The sequence below is a fragment of the Burkholderia sp. L27(2015) genome (assembly GCF_009765705.1).
Taxonomy (GTDB): domain Bacteria; phylum Pseudomonadota; class Gammaproteobacteria; order Burkholderiales; family Burkholderiaceae; genus LMUX01.
The window spans coordinates 881,260-895,382 of the sequence record NZ_LMUX01000021.1 but is presented as its reverse complement, the minus strand read 5'-3'; the positions used below and the strand labels follow the sequence as shown (position 1 = coordinate 895,382).

16 protein-coding genes and 1 other RNA gene are annotated in these 14,123 nt (G+C 60.7%); 9 read left to right on the top strand and 8 right to left on the bottom strand.

Annotation, left to right across the window (positions count from 1 at the left end; genetic code table 11):
• The first annotated feature begins 103 nt into the window (after positions 1 to 103).
• The 3 genes from pyrC to rnpB all read left to right on the top strand — a co-directional run bounded on the left by pyrC (position 104) and on the right by rnpB (position 2,657).
• On the top strand, positions 104 to 1,195 hold the full coding sequence (gene pyrC, locus GSQ77_RS22415; protein WP_158904958.1) for a dihydroorotase: 1,092 nt from the start codon (positions 104 to 106) through the stop codon (positions 1,193 to 1,195).
• Positions 1,196 to 1,242: 47 nt separating this feature from the next.
• Entirely contained in the window at positions 1,243 to 2,220 is a 978-nt protein-coding gene (locus GSQ77_RS22410) for a DUF3025 domain-containing protein (protein ID WP_158904956.1), read from the top strand.
• Positions 2,221 to 2,251: 31 nt separating this feature from the next.
• Positions 2,252 to 2,657, top strand: an RNA gene (gene rnpB / locus GSQ77_RS22405) — RNase P RNA component class A.
• Positions 2,658 to 2,663: 6 nt separating this feature from the next.
• Here rnpB and GSQ77_RS22400 read toward each other — a convergent pair.
• The gene (locus tag GSQ77_RS22400) at positions 2,664 to 3,086 is read right to left on the bottom strand and encodes an OsmC family protein (RefSeq protein WP_158904954.1); all 423 of its coding nucleotides are present in this window, start codon (positions 3,084 to 3,086) and stop codon (positions 2,664 to 2,666) included.
• Positions 3,087 to 3,584: 498 nt separating this feature from the next.
• Here GSQ77_RS22400 and rplM point away from each other — a divergent pair, with 498 nt between their 5' ends.
• From rplM to erpA, 3 genes are all read left to right on the top strand, one after another.
• A complete protein-coding gene (rplM, locus tag GSQ77_RS22395) occupies positions 3,585 to 4,013 on the top strand; it encodes a 50S ribosomal protein L13 (RefSeq protein WP_158904952.1) in 429 nt (142 codons plus the stop codon).
• 9 nt (positions 4,014 to 4,022) lie between these two features.
• Positions 4,023 to 4,415 carry a 30S ribosomal protein S9 gene (gene rpsI / locus GSQ77_RS22390; protein ID WP_158904950.1) on the top strand — a complete coding sequence of 131 codons (393 nt, stop codon included), beginning with the start codon at positions 4,023 to 4,025 and terminating at the stop codon, positions 4,413 to 4,415.
• A gap of 224 nt (positions 4,416 to 4,639) precedes the next feature.
• On the top strand, positions 4,640 to 5,020 hold the full coding sequence (erpA, locus tag GSQ77_RS22385; protein ID WP_158904948.1) for an iron-sulfur cluster insertion protein ErpA: 381 nt from the start codon (positions 4,640 to 4,642) through the stop codon (positions 5,018 to 5,020).
• Between the two features lie 36 nt (positions 5,021 to 5,056).
• On the opposite strand, the gene GSQ77_RS22380 is transcribed toward erpA, so the two are convergent.
• On the bottom strand, positions 5,057 to 6,184 hold the full coding sequence (locus tag GSQ77_RS22380; RefSeq protein ID WP_158904946.1) for an anhydro-N-acetylmuramic acid kinase: 1,128 nt from the start codon (positions 6,182 to 6,184) through the stop codon (positions 5,057 to 5,059).
• A gap of 207 nt (positions 6,185 to 6,391) precedes the next feature.
• Between GSQ77_RS22380 and tyrS the strand changes: the two genes are divergently transcribed.
• The 3 genes from tyrS to GSQ77_RS22365 all read left to right on the top strand — a co-directional run bounded on the left by tyrS (position 6,392) and on the right by GSQ77_RS22365 (position 8,905).
• Positions 6,392 to 7,660, top strand: a complete 1,269-nt coding sequence (gene tyrS, locus GSQ77_RS22375) for a tyrosine--tRNA ligase (RefSeq protein ID WP_158904944.1) — start codon at positions 6,392 to 6,394, stop codon at positions 7,658 to 7,660.
• Positions 7,661 to 7,730: 70 nt separating this feature from the next.
• Positions 7,731 to 8,216: a D-aminoacyl-tRNA deacylase gene (gene dtd, locus GSQ77_RS22370; protein ID WP_158904942.1), complete on the top strand. Its 486-nt coding sequence runs from the start codon at positions 7,731 to 7,733 to the stop codon at positions 8,214 to 8,216.
• Between the two features lie 8 nt (positions 8,217 to 8,224).
• Complete coding sequence (locus GSQ77_RS22365; protein WP_158906479.1) at positions 8,225 to 8,905, top strand: histidine phosphatase family protein; 681 nt, start codon at positions 8,225 to 8,227, stop codon at positions 8,903 to 8,905.
• A gap of 153 nt (positions 8,906 to 9,058) precedes the next feature.
• Here GSQ77_RS22365 and GSQ77_RS22360 read toward each other — a convergent pair whose 3' ends face one another.
• The 6 genes from GSQ77_RS22360 to GSQ77_RS22335 all read right to left on the bottom strand — a co-directional run bounded on the left by GSQ77_RS22360 (position 9,059) and on the right by GSQ77_RS22335 (position 14,073).
• Positions 9,059 to 9,967: an oxygenase MpaB family protein gene (locus GSQ77_RS22360; protein WP_158904940.1), complete on the bottom strand. Its 909-nt coding sequence runs from the start codon at positions 9,965 to 9,967 to the stop codon at positions 9,059 to 9,061.
• A 109-nt stretch (positions 9,968 to 10,076) separates the two neighbouring features.
• Positions 10,077 to 11,135: a Holliday junction branch migration DNA helicase RuvB gene (gene ruvB, locus GSQ77_RS22355; protein WP_158904938.1), complete on the bottom strand. Its 1,059-nt coding sequence runs from the start codon at positions 11,133 to 11,135 to the stop codon at positions 10,077 to 10,079.
• 111 nt (positions 11,136 to 11,246) lie between these two features.
• A complete protein-coding gene (gene ruvA / locus GSQ77_RS22350) occupies positions 11,247 to 11,828 on the bottom strand; it encodes a Holliday junction branch migration protein RuvA (protein ID WP_158904936.1) in 582 nt (193 codons plus the stop codon).
• Positions 11,829 to 11,883: 55 nt separating this feature from the next.
• Positions 11,884 to 12,426, bottom strand: a complete 543-nt coding sequence (gene ruvC, locus GSQ77_RS22345) for a crossover junction endodeoxyribonuclease RuvC (protein WP_158904934.1) — start codon at positions 12,424 to 12,426, stop codon at positions 11,884 to 11,886.
• Positions 12,427 to 12,459: 33 nt separating this feature from the next.
• Positions 12,460 to 13,506 (bottom strand): LysR family transcriptional regulator, encoded by a 1,047-nt coding sequence (locus GSQ77_RS22340; RefSeq protein ID WP_158904932.1) that lies wholly within the window; start codon positions 13,504 to 13,506, stop codon positions 12,460 to 12,462.
• A 66-nt stretch (positions 13,507 to 13,572) separates the two neighbouring features.
• Positions 13,573 to 14,073 carry a GAF domain-containing protein gene (locus GSQ77_RS22335; protein WP_158904930.1) on the bottom strand — a complete coding sequence of 167 codons (501 nt, stop codon included), beginning with the start codon at positions 14,071 to 14,073 and terminating at the stop codon, positions 13,573 to 13,575.
• Positions 14,074 to 14,123 lie beyond the last annotated feature (50 nt).

Here is a 14,123-nt window from a genome sequence, read left to right as displayed (position 1 = left end):
CGTGCTTTTGAATTCTCGAATGTTGCTAAGCGCGGCTTTACCGCAACAGATGACCACGCGATCCGGCTTTTCCCATTTTTAAGATCATTCCCGACGACCTCACATGACTGACGCTCCCGCATCGCTTCGTGCCGCAGCCCCTCGAGCTGCCACGCTCACCCTGACCCGTCCCGACGACTGGCATTTGCACGTGCGCGATGGCGCCATGCTGGCGGCCGTCCTGCCGCATACGGCGCGCCAGTTCGGCCGGGCGATCATCATGCCGAATCTGCGGCCGCCGGTTACCACCACGGCTCAAGCCCAGGCTTACCGTCAGCGCATCCTCGACGCGCTTGCCGCGCAACCGGGGTTGCCGCCGTTCGAGCCGCTCATGACGCTCTATCTCACCGACAATACGCCCGCCGACGAGATTCATCGTGCCCGCGCGTCCGGTTTTGTCCATGGGGTGAAGCTGTATCCGGCCGGCGCCACGACGAACTCGGACGCGGGCGTGACCAGTCTTGCCAAATGCGGCAAGACGCTTGAGGCGATGCAGGAAACCGGCATGCCGCTGCTGGTCCATGGCGAAGTCACGGATGCTGCCATCGATTTGTTCGACCGGGAGAAGGTCTTTATCGATCAGGTGCTGATTCCGTTGCGCCGCGATTTTCCTGCGCTCAAGGTCGTGTTCGAACACATCACCACGCGGGACGCCGCGCACTACGTGCGCGATGCGCAAGGGGCGCCCGGCACGCTGGCGGCGACCATTACGGCGCATCACCTGCTTTACAACCGTAACGCTATTTTCCAGGGCGGCATCCGGCCGCACTATTACTGTCTGCCGGTGCTCAAGCGCGAAACGCATCGGGTGGCACTCGTGGAAGCGGCCACTTCGGGCAACCCGCGGTTTTTCCTGGGCACGGACAGTGCGCCGCATCCCAAGGGCTTGAAGGAGCACGCCTGCGGCTGTGCCGGTTGCTATACCGCCTTGCATGCGCTGGAACTGTATGCCGAAGCCTTCGACGCAGTCGATGCGCTTGACCGCCTGGAGGGCTTTGCGAGTTTCTTCGGCGCCGATTTCTACGGCTTGCCACGCAATGCGGAGCAGGTCACATTGCACCGCGAAACGTGGACGTTGCCGGAGCAATTCGATGCCGGTGACGTACCGATCGTGCCGCTGCGGGGTGGTGAAACGATAGGCTGGCGGTTGCGTTAAACGTCTGAACCGACATGGACTCTGCGGATCAGGCGCCGCGATCGGGTATGAGTGCACCTTGCTTTTCTGCGAGCTCGGCAGACTCCGCGGAATCTGTCGAGCTTGCGGAAAAGCTGAGCGCGGTGGACTGGGCGGCGCGGTGGTGTGCGCCGTTCGCCGAGCGCGGGAGGCACTGGCAAGCGACGTTGCAGGCACCCGTACGCGAGGTATCGAAGTCACACGGGATATCCAGGGCGAGCGAGATATCCACGGCGTCCGATATAGCCGGCGTGCTCGATACACCCGAATCGGCTGAAGCATGCGACGACGATTGGCGCGGGGCACTAAACAGTGACGCCCGCATGCTGCAGTTGACCACTTCCGCTTGCAAGCCGCTGCGCTTTGTCGCGCAATCCGCGCTGCCTGCGCAGGTGGCGTACGAAGCGCATATCGCCGCTACCGGCGCAGTGCCCACGCGCGCCAATCTGCACGATATCTTCAACGCGCTGGCATGGTGCACCTTTGCGCGCCTCAAGGCGCAACTCAATGCCGCGCAGGCCAGTGAAATCGAGCGGCACGGCATAGGCGCCGCACGGGGCGGGATACGCGACGCGCTGACACTATTCGACGAAAACGCGATGTTATTCGCCTGTGCCGATCCGTCACTGGGCGAGGCGCTACGCGCTTTCGACTGGCGCACGTTGTTCGAAACGCGGCGCGCCGACTGGGGCCGCCAGGTCGAATCGGTAGCATTCGGCCATGCTTTGCTCGAAAAACTGGTGCACCCCTACAAGGCGATTACCGCGCACGCCTGGATAGTGCGCGTGCCGCCGGCTTATTTCGAGTGGCCTCGCGCGCAACGTCTGGCTTATTTGGACGAGCACGTCGCAGCGGAGTTGAACGTGTTATTGCGCAGTCCTCGCGACCTGACGCCGTTGCCGGTACTCGGCGTGCCAGGCTGGTGGGCGCCCAACGCCGAACCGGGCTTCTATGCCGATCGAACGGTATTTCGCCCGCACCGAGACATCGCTCGTGCGGCCCGCTAGGGGCTGCTAGCGCGTGCTACACTGGCGCCGCAAAGTGGGCTAGACAGTCGCCGCCTTCGCAAGAAGGGGGAGGAAAGTCCGGACTCCAACGGGCAGGGTGATGGCTAACGGCCATCCGTGGCAACACGCGGAACAGGGCAACAGAAAGCAAACCGCCGATGGCCCCGGGCGCAAGCCAGGGGATCAGGTAAGGGTGAAACGGTGCGGTAAGAGCGCACCGCGGCTGCGGCGACGCAGACCGGCAAGGTAACCTCCACCCGGAGCAATTCCAAATAGGCAGACAGGCACCGCTTGCGGTGCAGGACGGCGCCTCCGTTCGTCTGCGGGTAGGAAGCTTGAGCGCGTCAGTAATGGCGCGTCTAGAGGAATGACTGTCACGCGCGAACCGGCTTGCCGGATCGCGTGCACAGAATCCGGCTTATCGGCCCGCTTTGTGTTTCTCTTCAGGATTCGACGATCTCGAACGTATGCGTGAGTTCGGCGGATTTGGCCAGCATGATCGAGGCCGAGCAATATTTCTCGTGCGACAGCGTGATCGCGCGCTCGACGGTCGCCGGGTTCAGGTTGCGCCCGGTCACGGTGAAATGAAAATTGATCTGCGTAAAAATCTTGGGATCCTGGCTGGCGCGGTCGGCCTTGAGCTTTACCGAGCAGCCGTGCACTTCCTGGCGGCTCTTTTTCAGGATCATCACCACGTCATAGGCGGTACATCCGCCGGTGCCCAGCAACACCATCTCCATAGGGCGCGGTGCGAGATTGCGGCCACCGCCTTCCGGGGCGCCGTCCATCGCAACCAAGTGGCCACTACTCGTTTCAGCGACAAATGCCATGCCGTCGCTACCCATCCAGCTTACCTTGCATTCCATCATCGACTCCGTGCGACATTGAGCGAAGTATTGTAGACCTTCGTATCGCATTGCATAGGGGGCCTTATGAATCGATTCCTCGATTCGGCACATTCATATTTTTCATATAATGAAATGCAATCTCATAATGTAAATATTCTTGCCCTATGGCAAACCCTTAGCTATACTGGCGTCAATGGTTGCTGCGTTGCGCAACCTCTGCATGTCTCCTCCACCTTCCTCCTTTGGTGGATTAAACCCGAACCTAGAGTTCGGGTTTTTTTTACTCTTTTTGGTCTTCTACCGGGCTGCGCGGCACGCAGGTGACGCACGCCACGTGGGCTTGCACGCCAGTTGCCTCGGTTTTTTTGACGGCGCCGGCAAAATTCCCATATAATTCAGGGCTTTTCCGAATTTGCCCGCGGAAAAGGCGGTACGAGAGCCTGCAGCAGTGCGTCGTTACAGCACATCGATAAGCAGGGCCTCAAAGAAGGGCAGGTTTATTTTTTTGGATCAATCATGAAGACATTTTCCGCAAAAGCCCATGAGGTGACGCGTGAATGGTACGTGATTGACGCTACGGATAAAGTTCTGGGACGTGTCGCCAGCGAAGTGGCACGCCGTCTGCGCGGCAAGCACAAACCGGAATTCACCCCGCACGTCGATACCGGCGATTTCATCATCATCGTCAATGCAGGTAAGTTGCGCGTCACCGGCAACAAGAGCACCGACAAGAAATACTACCGTCACTCGGGTTACCCGGGCGGTATCTATGAAACGACCTTCGGCAAGATGCAGGAACGCTTCCCGGGCCGCGCGCTCGAGAAGGCAGTGAAAGGCATGTTGCCCAAGGGCCCGCTCGGCTATGCAATGATCAAGAAACTCAAGGTCTACGCTGACGCTACGCATCCGCATACGGCTCAACAGCCCAAAGCGCTCGAGATCTAAGGAGGCCACATGATTGGTAATTGGAATTATGGTACCGGCCGTCGCAAGAGCGCCGTAGCCCGTGTTTTCATCAAGGCAGGCAAGGGCGAGATCGTGGTCAACGGCAAGCCGATCGCTGAGTATTTCTCGCGTGAAACCTCGCTGATGATCGTGCGTCAACCGCTGGAACTGACGAACCACTCGGGTACGTTTGACATCAAAGTCAACGTGAACGGCGGTGGTGAAACGGGTCAAGCCGGTGCAGTACGCCACGGCATCACGCGTGCGCTGATGGACTACGACGCAACGCTGAAGCCGCAACTGTCGCACGCTGGTTTTGTTACCCGCGATGCACGTGAAGTCGAACGTAAGAAAGTCGGTTTCCACAAGGCACGCCGCAGGAAGCAATTCTCGAAGCGTTAATCGGCACGCGTTCCGGCCGTATGCCGGAATCGATGCTCAGAAAAACCGCCCGGCGACCGTCGCCCGGCGGTTTTTTTTTATTGCAGGCAGTTTTTTTCAGCATTTTGCCGGTTTTGCAATTTTCTTAATCCAAACAAGACCTTATTCGGCGGAGTGCGTTTCAGCACGAGTTTCGAATCGGCTCTACAATGTGGTCAAAGCGTCTTGTCTTTCGGAGAAATTACATGAATGCAGTATCTGAAGCTCCTGTCACGTCCACACCCGCTCCCGCCATGCCCAGCTTGCTGGTCTTCACGGACAGCGCCGCGGATAAGGTCAAGCAACTGATTGAAGAAGAAGGCAACCCCGCGCTCAAGCTGCGCGTGTTCGTGCAGGGTGGCGGTTGTTCAGGCTTCCAGTACGGGTTCACGTTTGACGAAGAGATCAACGAAGACGACACCGTCATGGATAAGGCCGGCGTGCAGTTGTTGATCGACTCGATGAGCTATCAGTATCTCGTGGGTGCGGAGATCGACTACAAAGACGACATCAACGGCGCTCAGTTTGTGATCAAGAATCCGAACGCGACCAGCACCTGCGGCTGCGGATCGTCGTTTTCCGCTTAAATCGCGGCTGTTTTGCTGCGGTCCGGTGCTCACTGATCAGCGCGGATAAAGTGCGCCCAGTACGCGCGGACCGGCAGCACCGGTTACGGCAGTCAAATTACCGGCTTGTCTAGCCACGAATTGCCGTGCCAGCCAGGCGAAGGCAAATGCCTCGACCTGCAGCGCGGGCACACCCAGCACGTCGGTCGCCTGCACGCTAACGTGTAGGCCCAGCGTGGACAAGGCGCTTTTCAAGTCGCGCATCAGCGTTCGATTCAACGCACCGCCCCCGCATACAAACACCGCGTCGCAATCGACGGCATGCCGCTCGATTTCGCGGGCGATCGATACCGCAGTCAAAAACGTCAGTGTGGCTTGCACGTCGGCAGGCGCAAGCGCGGCATGCGATGCCAGCTTGGCCGTCAACCAGTCGCTATTGAACAAGTCGCGGCCAGTACTCTTGGGTGGCGCTAGCGCAAAAAAAGGCTCGCCGAGTAAATCGGCCAGTAGGAGCTGTAGCACCTGCCCCTGGGCCGCGTAAGCGCCGCCGTCATCGTAGCGTTGCTGCAGATGTCGATGCGCCCAATAATCGAGCAGCGCGTTTCCTGGCCCGCAATCAAAACCGCTAATGCTGCCATCGGCATGCAATACGCTCAGATTGCTGATGCCGCCTATGTTGCACACTACCCGGGTCGTTCCAGGCGCACCGAACACCGTGGCGTGAAATGCCGGCACCAGCGGCGCGCCTTGCCCGCCTGCCGCGATATCGCGACTGCGAAAATCGGCGATGACATCGATGCCGCTGAGTTCCGCGAGCAACGCCGGGTTGTTGGTCTGGCGCGTGTATCCTCGCTCGGGCCGATGCCGGATGGTCTGGCCATGCACACCGATCGCACGGACCTCACTCGCTTGTAGCGATCCGAGTTCAAGCAGCGCGGCGCTGCATTGCGCGTAACAATGCGCCAACTGATTGGCCGCACGCGCTTCGCGGTCGATTTCATCGTAGCCCGCTTGCTGCAAGCCATGCAGTTCGTCGTGCAGGGGGCCTGGAAAACTGATGGCGCTCTGTGCCAGCACGCGCGGCACGGCGCCTTCCCGCCATTCGACTGCGACCGCATCGACCCCGTCGAGACTGGTGCCCGACATCATGCCGAAATAAATGCCGTCCGCCTTAGATTGAGCCATGCCGTCTCCCTTCGATGACGCGATTATCCCGCGAAACAGAGGCTTGCGCGTGGCCTGACACCGTGCTCAAACCTGTCGTGCGCGCTAAATATGACCTAGCTCGGCCACATCACGTAAAATCATGGGCTTAGCCGCATCCGGCTATTGCTGGCCGAGCATCGTTTTTGCGATTTCACCGATACACCATCACCGACATACCACCACAGAATGAGCACTGAGCAGAACGCCACCAACCCAGCCCCGAGCGCAGGCCCCGCGGCCGTCTATCCGATCACCGACGAAGTGCGGCATGCCCTCGCGATCGCCAAGCGCGGTGTGGACGAGCTATTGATCGAGGAAGAATTTATCCAGAAGCTCGCGCGTAGTGCCGTTACCGGCAAACCGCTGCGCATCAAGCTTGGCCTGGATCCGACCGCGCCCGATATCCATATCGGTCATACGGTAGTGCTCAACAAGATGCGCCAGTTGCAGGACCTCGGGCACACGGTGATCTTCCTGCTAGGCGATTTCACATCCCTGATCGGTGATCCGTCTGGCCGCAATGCGACCCGGCCGCCGCTGACGCCAGAGCAAATCAAGTTCAACGCTGAAACGTATTTCGAACAGGCCGTGATGGTGCTGAACCGCGAAAAGACCGAAATTCGCTACAACAGCGAATGGTCGTTGCCCCTCGGCGCGGACGGGATGATCAAACTGGCTTCGCACCATACTGTGGCTCGCATGCTCGAGCGCGATGACTTCAAAAAACGCTTCCAGGGCAATGTGCCTATCTCGATTCACGAGTTCCTTTACCCGCTGATGCAGGGCTATGATTCGGTCGCGCTGCACTCGGACCTCGAGCTCGGGGGCACCGATCAGAAATTCAATCTGCTGGTGGGCCGCGAACTGCAAAAGCAGTATGGTCAGGAGCCGCAGTGCATTTTGACGATGCCTTTGCTGGAAGGCTTGGACGGCGTCGAAAAAATGTCCAAGTCGAAAGCGAACTACGTCGGCATCAGCGAAAAACCGGCCGATATGTTCGGCAAGTTGATGAGTATTTCCGATGTGTTGATGTGGCGTTATTTCGAACTGCTATCGTTTCGTAGTCTCGAGGAAATCGCTGGCTTTCGTAGTGAGACCGAAAGCGGTCGCAACCCGCGCGATTTCAAGGTGCTGCTGGCCCAGGAAATCGTCAGCCGCTTTCATACGGCTGCCGACGCCGAGCGCGTACTCGAAGATTTCAACCACCGCGCCAAAGGCGGCGTGCCTGACGATATCCCGGCCGTGAGCCTGGGCGGCGCGCCGCTTGCGATCGGGCAGTTGCTCAAGCAGGCCGGTCTCGTGCCGTCAACCAGCGACGCGTTGCGCAATATCGAACAAAACGGCGTGCGCATCGACGGCACCCTCATCTCCGACAAGGCGCTCAAGGTCGAGCCCGGTACGTATGTAGTGCAAGTGGGCAAGCGGCGGTTCGCGCGTGTCACGCTGATCGTCTGAATGTTCGTCTGAACTATGCACAAAGCCATAGGCTTGCAAGCAACCGGCCGGGTTGCATCGTGATCCCGTCATGATTGCGCTGATCCAACGCGTGTTGCGGGCCGAGGTGACGGTGGCCGGGCGCAGCACCGGTGCCATCGGCCCCGGTTTGCTGACCTTCGTGTGTGCCGAGCGTGGCGATACCGAGGCGCTTGCCGACAAGCTGCTGGCGAAAGTCATCGGCTACCGCGTGTTCAGCGATGCGCAGGGGAAAATGAATCTGAGCGTGCAGAATATCGACGGCGCTGGGCGCTCGGGCGGCTTGCTGCTGGTTTCGCAGTTCACGCTCGCGGCCGACACGCACAACGGCATGCGCCCCAGCTTCACGCCAGCGGCTGCGCCCGCTGACGGCCAGCGACTCTTCGACTACTTTGTCGAGCGCGCCCGTGCTGCTCATTCCGATGTTCAGACTGGCGAATTCGGCGCCGACATGCAGGTGGCGCTGGTCAACGACGGCCCGGTCACCTTTTGGCTCGATGCGCGCGCGCCGTCGGCTTCCCCTCGTCTGAACGGCTAGCTATCGTTATCATGTCCACACAAATCCTCCTCGTACGTCACGGCGAAACCGACTGGAATCGCGTCAAGCGTATTCAAGGTCATCTCGATATCGGCTTGTCGGCGACGGGCAGGGAGCAGGCCCAACGTCTTGCGGTGCATTTGTCCGAACGCGTGTATCAAGGGCCGGGGATGCGCATCGACGCGATCTACAGCAGCGACCTGGCGCGTGCGCGCGAAACCGCGCAGCCGCTGGCGGATGCACTAGGACTAACCATCGTGCCGGCTCCGGCGTTGCGCGAGCGCATGTACGGTGCGTTTGAAGGCCATGATCCGGAGCAGATCCGGGTTCGGTTTCCGATCGAGTATGCCGCTTGGCAAACCCGCGATCCGCAATTTGCACCCACGGGTGGCGAGTCGCAGCAGGCGTTCTACGACCGCGTGACGACGGCGTTAGTCGGACTCGCGCAACGGCATAGCGGGCAGCGCATCGTGGCCGTGGCACACGGTGGTGTTCTCGATTGTGCTTATCGCTATGCGAACCGGATGACCTTGGCAGCACCGCGTACTCATGCGTTGCTCAATGCCAGCGTCAACGTGCTCGATTTTGATGCGTATGGCGCGCGCGTGATTCGTTGGGCCGATATCGAGCACCTCGAAACGAGTGCGGACGATGGATTTGGCGATCGGGTCGACCCGCGAGTGGTTTGAGCGGGCTGGTCGTCAATTCTCGCTAGTCGTAGAAGCTCGCCAGTCGTGAATTCCTGCTGCGGCGGCGCAGGTTGCGCGCTGAGAGCCTCGAATTCGGCGTATCCAGCGTCCCGGCGTATCAAGTACCCGGCGTAGTATCAAGTACCCGGCGTATCAAGTCTCAGCGCACGCAGCCACTCTGGCTCGCGCACGCTTTGACACCCCATTGCGCAATGCCCAGCGCATCACCGGCGCGATTGCACGCACACCGGGCCGGACCACGACGCGCCGCAGCGGGGCCCACAACCCAAAGCCCAGGCTACGCTGAGCCCAGTCGGGCAGTAAATCGACACCCGCGCCCAGCAGCAGTTTGCCGACCGGACGCGTCGCCAAGGTCGGCGCACGCGCAGCCATCAGGACACGCACCACCTCACGCGTGCGTGGTCCGACTTCCAGTTCGGCGCGCTTGCTTTGCAAATAAAACGCAATCTCTTCGCGCGACTTGGGCACGCCGGTGGCGCCGAGTAGTTCGGCGATCAGCGCCGTCTCGCGGTAATAACGGTCCTGATCGGCGGGCGCCAGATCGGGGTCGACATAACGCAGGTAGCTAGCCAAAAAACTCGACATTTCCGCCACGTGCACCCACGTTAGCAAGATCGGATCATCGGCCGCGTACGGACGCCCGTCGGGTGCCGTCCCTTTGACCTTCTCGTGGATCGTCTTGACACGCTGGATCAACGTCAAAGCGTCGGCGCGGCTGCCATAGGTGGTCCCTGCGATGAACGTCGCGGTGCGCCTGAGCCTGCCATGGATATCGGTGCGAAAGCTCGAATGGTCCCAGACGCCTGCGAGCGCAAGCGGATGCAACGCCTGCAACATCAGCGCGCTAATGCCGCCCACGATCATCGAGGTGAAATCGGCATGCACCTTCCAACAAACCGAGTCGGGGCCGAACAGACCGGGATCTCCGGGCGGCGATGAATAATCGATCGGCAGGCTTTGACTGCTGGTCAACTGAGTGACGCCCGCGGCGATGCGCGCACGTACGCCCGTTTGCACTCCCGCTTGCACCCCAGCACGCATCCTGTCACCCCCTTCGTTCGACTTCGCGGAGGTGGTCGATCTTGAGCCAGTGGGGAGCGGGTCGGAGGGGGAGGCCATATCGGATGGAGATGTGTGAGCGCGTATCGGCTTAGCTGGCCGCGTCCCACATGTCGCGTATGGGTCCGGTGTCGGGGGCAGCCAACCCGAAATGCCGATAAGCGAGCAAAGTCGCGACGCGCCCGCGTGGTGTGCGTTGCAAGAAACCCTGCTGAATCAGGAACGGCTCCAACACATCTTCGATCGTGTCGCGTTCTTCGCCGATCGCCGCCGCGAGGTTGTCGACTCCGACCGGTCCGCCATCGAATTTATGCAGGATCGCCTCGAGCAACTTGCGATCCATGACGTCAAAGCCGACCGCATCGACATCGAGCATAGCCAGCGCGGCGTCGGCAACAGCGGCGGTAATGCGGCCATCGGCCTTGACCTCGGCAAAGTCACGTACGCGTCGCAGCAAGCGATTGGCGATACGCGGCGTGCCGCGCGAGCGCTTGGCGATTTCCATTGCGCCATCGTCGCCAATTTGTGCGCCCAGCAGATCGGCCGATCGGTGCACGATACGGGCCAGCTCGGTCGCAGAGTAGAACTCAAGCCGCGCCACAATGCCGAAGCGGTCGCGCAACGGGTTGGTCAGCATCCCGGCGCGGGTGGTTGCACCCACTAGGGTGAACGGCTGCAAATCGAGCTTGACGCTACGCGCCGCCGGACCTTCGCCGATCATGATGTCGATTTGATAGTCCTCGAGCGCCGGATACAGAATTTCCTCGACGACGGGAGAAAGCCTATGGATCTCGTCGATGAACAAGACGTCGTTGGCTTCGAGATTGGTCAGCAGCGCGGCCAGATCGCCGGCCCGTTCGAGCACGGGGCCGGACGTCTGGCGCAGGTTGACGCCCATTTCACGCGCGATGATGTGCGCGAGCGTCGTCTTTCCCAACCCAGGGGGGCCGAACAGCAGCACGTGGTCGAGCGCTTCGGAACGGCGCCGGGCCGCTTCGATAAAAATCTCCAACTGACCGCGTATCTTTTCCTGCCCGACGTACTCGTCGAGCTGCTTCGGACGCAGCGCGCGCTCGAAGACCTCTTCGTTAGGCGAAGTCGGCGTGGCAGCGATAATACGCTCGGCGCCAAGTTTTTCGGTTTCTATCATGGTTCGATTGTACCGCTTAGGTCGACCGTGCGAGCAGACAAGGCAAAGGTGAATAATGCCGCGTCGCGCTTATCGGTGCCATCGCCGTCCCACCGGTGGTCTCGTGGCTTGTTATCCCTTGGACAAAGCCTTCAGCGCCAGCCGGATCCCGTCCGATACCCCGGAACCGGCGGGCACGCTCTTAACCGCAAGCAGCGCTTCTTTTTCGGAGTAGCCGAGCGCCAGCAGCGCATGCAGGATGTCACTCGCATGGTCTGGCGCTGCCGCGATGCCGCCGGCCACCCCGAGGTCTGCGCCTATCTTGCCCTTGAGTTCGAGCAGCAGGCGCTCGGCGGTTTTCTTGCCGATGCCGGGCACGCGGGTCAGGCGCGCGGCGTCTTGCAGCGTGACCGCCTGCCCCAGCTCGTTGACACTCATGCCCGAGAGCACCGCGAGCGCCATGCGCGCACCGACGCCGGTAATCTTGAGCAACTCGCGAAACGTCATGCGTTCGTCGACGCTGCCAAAGCCGAACAGCAGGTGAGCATCCTCACGCACGATCAATTGCGTAAGCAGTGCGACACGTTCGCCTATGGCCGGCAGGTTATAAAACGTACTCATCGGCACATCGATTTCGTAGCCGACGCCGCCGCAATCGACCAGCAGCCGCGGTGGGTTTTTTTCCAGCAAAACGCCGGCAATTCGTCCGATCATATCGGTTCATCCGTTAATGAAGACAAGGGAAGTCACTGGCGTCGCACACGCAAACCTAACCGACCAGCCGCCCGCGCCGCACGCGCAAACCTTTTTTCGCCAGCGAAGGCGCCAGCCCGCCAAGGGCTTTCACGGCGACACCCGCGTGGGCGTGACAAATCGCCATGCCCAGCGCATCGGCCGCGTCGGTGCCGGGCCTGCCCGAAAGCTTGAGCAAGCGCATCACCATTTCCTGCATTTGTTCTTTGGTGGCGCGACCGTAGCCCACCACCGCCTGCTTCAATTGCAAGGCCGTATATTCAGCGACCGGCAAGCCGCCTGCCACCAGCGCACAGATTGCCGCACCGCGCGCTTGTCCGAGCAGTAGCGTGGATTGCGGATTGACGTTGACGAAGACTTTTTCGATGGCCGATTGGTCGGGCGCGTATTCGCGCACCAGCGTCGAGATCCCTTCGAACAGCGTCCCTAGCCGGTGCGGCAAATCGGCGTCTGCCGTCTTGATCACGCCGCTGGCGATATAGCCGAGCTGCGAGCCATGTTGCTCGATGATGCCGAATCCCATCACACGCAAGCCGGGGTCTATACCGAGAATTCTCATGAGGCCGCAGGGCAAACGCTCAGGTTGGGCAAACTAAGGGGTAGGGGCGCGCGAGACGCGGTGACTATCCGCATTTTGACACATGAACTGCAGAAAAGCGGTAACCGCAGGGCTGGTCCAACTGCCTTTGAGTTCCAACCGATGTAGCGGACGGCGTATGCGCAGGCCCTTGACCGGAACGATGGTCAGCAGGCCCGCTTGCACTTCGGTACTGACCGCGAGCGCCGAAACAAACGCGTAGCCCATGCCGGCGGCGACCATGCGCTTGATCGCCTCGGTACTGGCCAGTGTCATCGCCGAGCGCGGCACGACGCCATGCGTGGCGAGTGCCTGTTCCATTACCGCGCGGGTGCCGGACCCGGGTTCGCGCATGAGCAGCGGCAAGCCATGCAATGCGCTCACGGCTATCGCACCGGCTGGCTTAAGGGTGGTTGCACGCACCGAGGCGCTTGGCGGCGCGTTTGCCCGTGTGGTCGCCCGCGCATTTGCCTGTACACGCGCGGATTTCTTGGCCGCTGTGCCCGCAGTTATTTTTGTGTCCACGGGCGCCAGCGCAATATCCGCCCCGGGCGCGGCGATCAGCACCAATTCATCTTCCGCCATCACGCTGAATTCGAGCGCTTCCGAACGGCTCAGGCCTTCGGTGAAACCGACGTCGATCGCGCCATCGATCAGCATGGTTTGAATCGCTGCGGTATTGGCGACCTCCAGCGTTAATTCGATGTCCGGGTGCAGACGGTTGAATTGCGCCAGTATCGTCGGCAGCAAATAACCCCCTATCGTGCGACTGGCGCCAATGGAAACACGGCCGCGCCGTAGTGCATGGAGATCGCCAAGCACTTGCTCGGCCTCGGTTTCCAGCGAGAAAATCCGGTTCGCGTAACCGAGCAGCAGCTTGCCCGCTTCGGTCAAGCGCACACCGCGCGGTAGCCGGTCGAACAAGGTCGCGCCGAGATGATTTTCGAAATCGGCGAGCTGCTTGGATACGGCCGATTGGCTTATATGCAGCCGTGCCGCGCCCGTGCCGACGCCGCCGGTCAGCGCAACAGCGTGGAAGATCGCCAGGTGATTTAAATTCATCGCGGCCCTATGCGTGAAGATGAGCCTTTATTCTGACATGAATAAAATGGATGGCAGCGATGCGCTCTAACGCGAGCCCTTCCACGCCAACGCCATGAACAGCGTGCAGAGCGCTTCCATGCCCTTGGCATCTTCCGCGTCGAAGCGGTTGAGCGAGGGGCTGTCGACGTCCCAAACTCCCACTAGACTGCCGTCGTCGGCCACCAGCGGCACGACGATTTCGGATTGCGAGGCGGAGTCGCAGGCGATATGCCCGGCGAATGCATGAACGTCCGGCACGACGTGTGTCTGTCGAGTTTGCGCCGCGGTCCCGCACACGCCCTTGCCCAGCGCGATGCGCACGCAAGCCGGTTTGCCCTGAAACGGGCCGACGACCAGCTCGGCGCCATCGAAAAAGTAGAACCCGGCCCAATTAAGATCGGCCAAGGAGTGATACACAAGCGCCGCAAAGTTTGCGGCATTGGCGATGCGATCGGTCTCGTCGCTCGTGAGCGAACGCGCTTGCGCCAGCAATTCGTCGTATTGCTGCGCTTTCGACACGTGAGGATTCAGCGTTGTGGAGAACATGTTCGCAAGCGGTCGTCCGAGAGCGCGGTTGGGTGCTGAATTAAGTACTT

Bases quoted from the DNA above. Each gene is read 5' to 3' on its own strand.
- GSQ77_RS22410 (WP_158904956.1), top strand. From the start codon at position 1,243: ATGAGTGCACCTTGCTTTTCTGCGAGCTCGGCAGACTCCGCGGAATCT.
- ruvC (WP_158904934.1), bottom strand. From the start codon at position 12,426: ATGAGAATTCTCGGTATAGACCCCGGCTTGCGTGTGATGGGATTCGGC.
- rpsI (WP_158904950.1), top strand. From the start codon at position 4,023: ATGATTGGTAATTGGAATTATGGTACCGGCCGTCGCAAGAGCGCCGTA.
- ruvB (WP_158904938.1), bottom strand. From the start codon at position 11,135: ATGATAGAAACCGAAAAACTTGGCGCCGAGCGTATTATCGCTGCCACG.
- GSQ77_RS22400 (WP_158904954.1), bottom strand. From the start codon at position 3,086: ATGGAATGCAAGGTAAGCTGGATGGGTAGCGACGGCATGGCATTTGTC.
- ruvA (WP_158904936.1), bottom strand. From the start codon at position 11,828: ATGATCGGACGAATTGCCGGCGTTTTGCTGGAAAAAAACCCACCGCGG.
- GSQ77_RS22360 (WP_158904940.1), bottom strand. From the start codon at position 9,967: ATGCGTGCTGGGGTGCAAGCGGGAGTGCAAACGGGCGTACGTGCGCGC.
- tyrS (WP_158904944.1), top strand. From the start codon at position 6,392: ATGAGCACTGAGCAGAACGCCACCAACCCAGCCCCGAGCGCAGGCCCC.
- pyrC (WP_158904958.1), top strand. From the start codon at position 104: ATGACTGACGCTCCCGCATCGCTTCGTGCCGCAGCCCCTCGAGCTGCC.
- GSQ77_RS22335 (WP_158904930.1), bottom strand. From the start codon at position 14,073: ATGTTCTCCACAACGCTGAATCCTCACGTGTCGAAAGCGCAGCAATAC.
- dtd (WP_158904942.1), top strand. From the start codon at position 7,731: ATGATTGCGCTGATCCAACGCGTGTTGCGGGCCGAGGTGACGGTGGCC.
- GSQ77_RS22380 (WP_158904946.1), bottom strand. From the start codon at position 6,184: ATGGCTCAATCTAAGGCGGACGGCATTTATTTCGGCATGATGTCGGGC.
- rplM (WP_158904952.1), top strand. From the start codon at position 3,585: ATGAAGACATTTTCCGCAAAAGCCCATGAGGTGACGCGTGAATGGTAC.
- GSQ77_RS22340 (WP_158904932.1), bottom strand. From the start codon at position 13,506: ATGAATTTAAATCACCTGGCGATCTTCCACGCTGTTGCGCTGACCGGC.
- erpA (WP_158904948.1), top strand. From the start codon at position 4,640: ATGAATGCAGTATCTGAAGCTCCTGTCACGTCCACACCCGCTCCCGCC.